A 6,264-nucleotide genomic window follows, 5' to 3' on the forward strand; every position below is an offset into this window, starting at 1 on the left:
GATGCGAGTTTGGGTCCCGGCCGCTCTTTTCGCCGGATCCCGAGGGGGTGTCGCCCCATCCGGCGCGCCTTCTTTGCCTACTTTCTTGGCAAGACAAGAAAGTAGGTCGCCTCCCCGCAGGGGAGGTGAAACTGCCTTTGACTTTAGGCATTTGAAGTTGAAGTTAAGCAATTAAAGCCACACCCGCTGCAAACAAAACCCCATGGACCGCCTGACCGCCGCCGAAGTCTTCATCACCATCGCCGAACGCGGCAGCATGAYCGCCGCCGCCGAATCCCTCGACATGTCCCGCGCCATGGTCACCCGCTACCTGGCCCAAATGGAAACCTGGGCCGAACAGCGCCTGCTGCACCGGACCACGCGCAAGCTAAGCCTGACACCCGCAGGCGAGCAAACCCTGGCCCGCTGCCGCCAGATGCTGGAAATCGCCGCCCAGATGACACGCCCCGCGGCCGAACGCGCAGGCACGCCGCGCGGCATGCTGCGCATCAGTTGCGCGCAATCGCTGGCCGAGGATGTCCTGGCCGCGGCGGTCACCGCCTATCTGAAGCGCTACCCGGAAACGGCAGTCGACCTCCATATCGGCAGCCAGGCCGTCAACCTGGTGGAAGCGCGCATCGACCTGGCCATCCGCATCACCAACGACCTCGACCCCAACCTGATCGCGCGTCAGCTGGCCAGTTGCGCCTCGGTAATCTGCGCCGCGCCGGCCTATCTTGCCGCCCACGGCATGCCGCGCAGCGCGCAGGACCTCGCCATGCACAACTGCCTGACCTACTCCTACTTCGGCAAGAGCCTGTGGCAACTGGAACGCGCTGGCGAAACCCTGGCGGTACCGGTACAGGGCAATCTCAGCGCCAACGAATCCACGGTGCTGCTGGCCGCCGCGGTGGCTGGCGCCGGCATCGCCATGCAACCGCTCTACTCCGCCGCGCCGCTGCTGCGCAGCGGCCAGTTGGTGGCGTTGCTGCCGGCCTGGCAACCGCAGGCATTGGGCATCCATGGCGTGTACGCATCGCGCCGGCAAATGCCGGCGATCCTGCGCACCATGCTGGACTTCCTGGCGGAGTACTTCGCCACGGATCCCGGATGGCAAGGCGGCAGGCCCGCGTCGCTCCGGCCAGGCTAGGTCCCAGTCGTCCAATCTTCGTATTTCGAACAATTCGCCTTTCCAGGCATTAGAATTCCGCCCGTCCCCCGAAGGATCACCTCATGCGGAAAACCGCCCTCTTCGCATTGTTTTTTTGCACATCGCTCCATGCAGTGGCGGCAACGGCCGTGGACGTGTCCAGGATTCACGGCAAGATCCAGTTCGTCAATGCCTTTGGCGACTACAAGGTCCAGGTGGTAAACGCCTTTGCCGACCTGAAAGTGAAAAAGATCGATGCCTTCCCCGACAAGCCTGGCGAATGGCAAATCGTCAGCGGCAATGCCGACTACAAGATCCAGATCGTCGACGCCTTTGGGGATTTCACCATCGAATACGTGAACGCCTTTCCGGGCGTGCGCAAATAGCCGGACACCATCGCACTGAGCGGGCGCCACTGAACGTGTTCGCAAGATGGCGGAGCCGCCGATGGCTTCGTCCCTGCCGAAATCGGGAAGCGAATGGCGCGCGCATTACCCGACGATCAGTCGGCCCGGCACCACTGGCCAGAATCCGGGCACACGCTGGCCCTTGCACCGTTCAGCCAGACTTGCTCTTCATTCAGTTGCAGCGAGGTCGAAGGGGCGATGTCGAAGGCAACCTCAAGTGCGCGCCCAACGTGGGCATCTTCGATGGGAAGCTCCCAGGTCAGGAATAATTGGGTGCAGTCCTGGTCGGGCGGGAAGTCGGCTACATCAAAACCGCTGCTGCGGCGTTGAATTACGCCATGAGGCTGGCAAGTATCGAATATCACCGCCGTGCCCCGGGTCAGCGGGATGCGATGACCCAAAGAGGGAAAATGCAAGTCCTGCCCCCTGTCCTCGCTCAGGAAGAGATTGCAAAAGGCCGCACCGCCATATTGCGCACCGTCATGGTGATACCTTGCGCCGCGGCAGGCCATGAGGGCTACGTCACTGGAGGCAAGCACCCCAGGCAGTCCAAGCGCGCACGCCCAATCGGACACAGCCTGCACGCAGCGCGTGTAGTCCGGCCAGCGCGCTCGCGCTCGTGCCAGAGGCATTGCCTCGACATCCCCGGGCTCCAGGACCAGGCGGGACGATATCTCCCTTGCCCAATCTGCAAGCAAACGTGCAGGGGGGACAGGCACGTCGACCGTGCCTGAGAGCACGATGTCACTCACGCGCCGGCTGCGGATGGCGTCGCCACTCCAGAAATAGGAAGTGAGGAGGTCTTGTACCCGATGCTGTTGAGGGCTGTGGCTCATTTGGAGCAATGTAATGCGGCTGCCTCGGTAATGTAGCGGATCATAGCCCGTCGGCCGCTTAGGTCGCCGATGAACCGGCGCGGTCTTCCCCGGAAATCGGCCAGGAAGCAAAAAAATCGGCGCGCCTCAATGGGCGCGCCGATGTCGCACAGCGCGTCGGCGCTGCGATAGTACAAGTGGTGATGCGGGCCGGGAAGGCTATCAGGCAGGGAGCGTCTGCGCCAACACGGTTGCCATGGAGCCACTGGCGGCGCAAACCAGTGCCCAGCCTGCCAACATCCGGAAACTCTGCCAACGGCTCATGATGTGCTCCTGATATCCGTGCGCCGCCATGACGGCGGCACGACGATGATGCATGGATCGCGGTACGCCGCGGTCATGCTGACCTCACGGCATACCGGTAGTTTGCTCAGGCATTCGCGCCGTCGGTGAACACGTCGCGCTTGCCGCTGCGCGCACCGTCGGTGTACGGGTCGCGCTYGTCGGTACGAGCACCATCGGTGTACGGGTCGAAGCTGCGGCCCGGTTCAGACGACACGCTGCCGCGGTCCAGGCCGGCCACCGTACGGAAACCATCCGTATAGGGGTCGGTCTTGCCGACGCGCGCGCCGTCGGTGTACGGGTCGATGCTGCGGGCGGGCTCGGACGACACGCCGGCGCGGTCCAGGCCGGCAGTCAGGCCGCCTTCGCTGAATACGTCGAACTTGCCGCTGCGGGCACCATCGGTGAACGGATCGGCCTTGCCGGTACGGGCGCCATCGCTGTACACGTCGCGGGTGCGGTATTCATAGCTGTACTTGTCGGCGGAAACGGTGGCAGCCTGGGCATGGCCAGCGGCAAAAGCTGCGGCGAGGGTGGCGGCGGTGAGCAGGGACTTGGCAAAAAGAGTGGTGTTCATGATGTTCTCCAATCGAAGCATGGGTCCGGGGGTCTGCTTTGGCCGCGGGGACCGGGATTTAGCTGGATCGTCACTTCCCTTTCGTTTTACCTACCACTAGGTAGACAAGCTGGGCAAAAAAAAAGTGACTTTCGTCGTCGTTACATATCTGCTGCATTGGAAGCCGGCTGGCGGGCCTTTTCTGCCTGCCCTTGCTGCGGCGTCCATGGAACACATCTTATCTACCTGTAGGTAGATAGTCAAGGGTTTTTACCAGGTTGCGTTTAAGAATATTCGAAAAAACCTAAGCGGCACAAGCAGCACTATTGGCAGCCACCCAGAAAAAGTGAGCCATTGGGCGCCATTCTTCTGACAGCCGCCTGCACCTGCCATCGGTGTGTACTAGGCTTTTCGAGGCGCGGGTCGCGATCGAGGGCACTCGTGCGTCGCTTTGTGCAATCGGCCTCACACGCACCGCCGAAGGTTGCCATCAGGGATTGCCGCGTTGCGGCATCGCGAGCAAACTCTCCATGGCCGTGCGCGGGCGTTCCCGCGCACGCTCCTGCCGCACTCGAATCCATTGCACCGCCTCCCGCGCGGTGCCACCGGGAGGCCGTACTCATGAGCGCAGACAATGCCATCGGGAGTTCCGAACACGGCGATCCGCAAGCCATAGCGCCGGCGGACCTGTCAGTCGAGCCAGAGGCCACCGCAGCAGCGTTCTCCCCGATGGAGTCGCGCCGGCACCAGATGTTTCCCCTGCTGACTGCCGGCGAGATCGCCCGGCTCCAGCATTTCGGCACGGTGAAGCAATGGCTCCCCAACGAATTCCTGTTCCGCACGGGTGACCCCGCCCACGGCATGGTGGTGCTGCTGCGGGGCCATGTACGGGTGTCCCAGCGCGACGCCCTGGATCGTTCGACGGTGGTGGGCGAACACGGCCCGGGGCACTTCCTCGCCGAGGTCGGACAGCTATCCGGCAAGCCCTCCCTGGTCGACGGCATGGCGCTGGAGAACGTCGAGGCCATTGCGATCCCGCCCGACCGGCTGCGCGCGCTGCTGGTCGCGGAGGCCGAACTGGGCGAGCGGATCATGCGCGCGCTGATCCTGCGGCGTGTCGGCCTGATCGAACGCGGCAAAGGCCCGACCCTGCTGGGCCGCGGCAGCGAGCCACGCCTGCTGCTGCTGCAGGCCTTCCTGCGGCGCAACGGTTATCCCCACACCGTGGTCGATGCGGACACCGATCCCGACGCCGGCGCGCTGCTCGAGTTCAGCGCGGCCGCCCCAGGCGATTTTCCGCTGGTCATCTGCCCCGGCGGCGCGGTGCTGCGCGCGCCCGACCCAGGCCAGCTTGCCACTTGCCTGGGCCTGTTGCCCGAGTTCGATCCGAACCATGTCTATGATGTGATCGTGGTGGGTGCCGGCCCTGCCGGGCTGGCAACGGCCGTCTATGCCGCGTCCGAAGGGCTCTCCGTCGCGGTGTTCGACGAGTGCTCGCCCGGTGGCCAGGCAGGCGCCAGTTCGCGCATCGAAAACTATCTCGGCTTTCCCACCGGCATCTCAGGACAAGCACTGGCCGGCCGCGCCTTTGTCCAAGCACAGAAATTCGGTGCTCACGTCGCGATCCCGCTGGAGGTGGCTGCACTGCATTGCGGCGAACACCCGCAACGCATCGAGTTGTGCGACGGCCGCAAGATCCCGACCCGCACCGTGGTCATAGCCAGCGGCGCGGCCTATCGCCATCCCGCCATCGCAGCGCTGGATCGTTATGAGGGGCGCGGCGTCTACTATTGGGCGTCTCCGGTGGAAGCCCGGCTATGCGGCGGCGACGAGGTCATGCTGGTCGGGGGCGGCAACTCAGCCGGACAGGCGGCGGTCTTCCTGGCGGCGCACGCAAAGCACGTGCACATGCTTATCCGTGGGGCGAGCCTGGAGGCCAGCATGTCGCGCTACCTGATCGAGCGCATCGCGGCCCAGCCCAATATCGAACTGCATACCGGCGCGGAAGTCGTGACACTGGCCGGAGAAGAGCGCCTGGCTACCGTCGGCTACCGCACGCGCGATAGCGACCGCATTACAGAAATACCGATCCGGCATCTGTTCCTGTTTATCGGCGCCGATCCCAATACGGCATGGCTGCGTACGTGCAATGTCCGCGTCGACGCAAAGGGATTCGTGCTGACGGGCTCGGACACACCACATGAAGGCGAGGCGCCCGCCTCCGCGCTGGAGACCAGCGTACCCGGTGTTTATGCGATTGGCGACGTGCGCTCGGGCTCCACCAAGCGTGTTGCGGCGGCCGTTGGCGAAGGCGCCGCTGTGGTCGCCCAAATCCACGGCTACCTGGCGAAACTAAAGCTGCCGGAGCCGGGAATGCTCGCCATGTAGGGCACGCCGGGCAATGAATTTACTCCTGCCTCCGTGCGCCGGCAATCGACCGTGTGGACGGCGCGCGACAGAGCGTGAAACGCGCTTTTATTTACTATATTGGTTGCAATGGCAGGTGCTTCAATTCGAAGCCGCTGATCGGGGAGGTTGCCATGCGTTCGCTTGCAGACAGATTTAGTCCGCCCACACCGGAGAAAATAGCAGCAAGGGAATTGCAGCAAATGCGGCTTACCCTATTCCAGGCCGAACGCCGCCTGCTGGAAGCACAGATGCAGGTCGACTACTATCGCGACCTCGTCGCCTTCCTGGAAGACGTGAGCGCCTCCGGCGTCGAAAGCGTGGTGGACAAGCGGCGCACATCTGCCGCCGCCGAGCACGCACAGGCCCATCGCTCCGCGCCCGGACTCATCACGGTGCCTGCCGTACCTTCAGCAGCCTGACGTTTCACCATTGCCGGCGCAGCCCGCGCCGGCAATGGTGATGACGCGTCCCTCGCCTGCGCGGGACGCGGCTGCCGCGACGCTGTCACACGCAACCGCTGCACGTGGCGCTTGTCATGGCCCGTCGCGCATCGCCGTGGGCTGCGCGAGCGCTGTGCGATACTGGCCGTCTTGCGCGGTTCTCCCG

At 64.1% G+C, this 6,264-nt stretch carries 6 protein-coding genes; 4 read left to right on the top strand and 2 right to left on the bottom strand.

The genetic code is table 11. From position 1 onward, the window contains the following. Positions 1–202: 202 nt before the first annotated feature. A complete protein-coding gene (locus tag AC1DKD_RS37820; RefSeq protein WP_477144463.1) occupies positions 203–1,129 on the top strand; it encodes a LysR family transcriptional regulator in 927 nt (308 codons plus the stop codon). Positions 1,130–1,278: 149 nt separating this feature from the next. Then, positions 1,279–1,515 (top strand): 7(1) septoil knot domain-containing protein, encoded by a 237-nt coding sequence (locus AC1DKD_RS37825; protein WP_477111674.1) that lies wholly within the window; start codon positions 1,279–1,281, stop codon positions 1,513–1,515. Between the two features lie 116 nt (positions 1,516–1,631). Here AC1DKD_RS37825 and AC1DKD_RS37830 read toward each other — a convergent pair whose 3' ends face one another. Both AC1DKD_RS37830 and AC1DKD_RS37835 read right to left on the bottom strand, forming a co-directional pair. Then, a complete protein-coding gene (locus AC1DKD_RS37830) occupies positions 1,632–2,372 on the bottom strand; it encodes a hypothetical protein (RefSeq protein WP_441633611.1) in 741 nt (246 codons plus the stop codon). A 409-nt stretch (positions 2,373–2,781) separates the two neighbouring features. After that, complete coding sequence (locus AC1DKD_RS37835; protein ID WP_477144464.1) at positions 2,782–3,270, bottom strand: hypothetical protein; 489 nt, start codon at positions 3,268–3,270, stop codon at positions 2,782–2,784. 600 nt (positions 3,271–3,870) lie between these two features. Between AC1DKD_RS37835 and AC1DKD_RS37840 the strand changes: the two genes are divergently transcribed. Continuing rightward, positions 3,871–5,637, top strand: a complete 1,767-nt coding sequence (locus tag AC1DKD_RS37840) for an FAD-dependent oxidoreductase (RefSeq protein ID WP_441633607.1) — start codon at positions 3,871–3,873, stop codon at positions 5,635–5,637. Positions 5,638–5,789: 152 nt separating this feature from the next. Then, positions 5,790–6,077: a hypothetical protein gene (locus tag AC1DKD_RS37845; protein WP_035860742.1), complete on the top strand. Its 288-nt coding sequence runs from the start codon at positions 5,790–5,792 to the stop codon at positions 6,075–6,077. The last annotated feature ends 187 nt before the right edge of the window (positions 6,078–6,264 follow it).

It is taken from the genome of Cupriavidus sp. 05T313 (assembly GCF_056396665.1).

Excerpts from the sequence above, each read along its gene's own strand:
- AC1DKD_RS37830 (WP_441633611.1), bottom strand. The coding sequence starts at position 2,372 with ATGAGCCACAGCCCTCAACAGCATCGGGTACAAGACCTCCTCACTTCC.
- AC1DKD_RS37840 (WP_441633607.1), top strand. The coding sequence starts at position 3,871 with ATGAGCGCAGACAATGCCATCGGGAGTTCCGAACACGGCGATCCGCAA.
- AC1DKD_RS37845 (WP_035860742.1), top strand. The coding sequence starts at position 5,790 with ATGCGTTCGCTTGCAGACAGATTTAGTCCGCCCACACCGGAGAAAATA.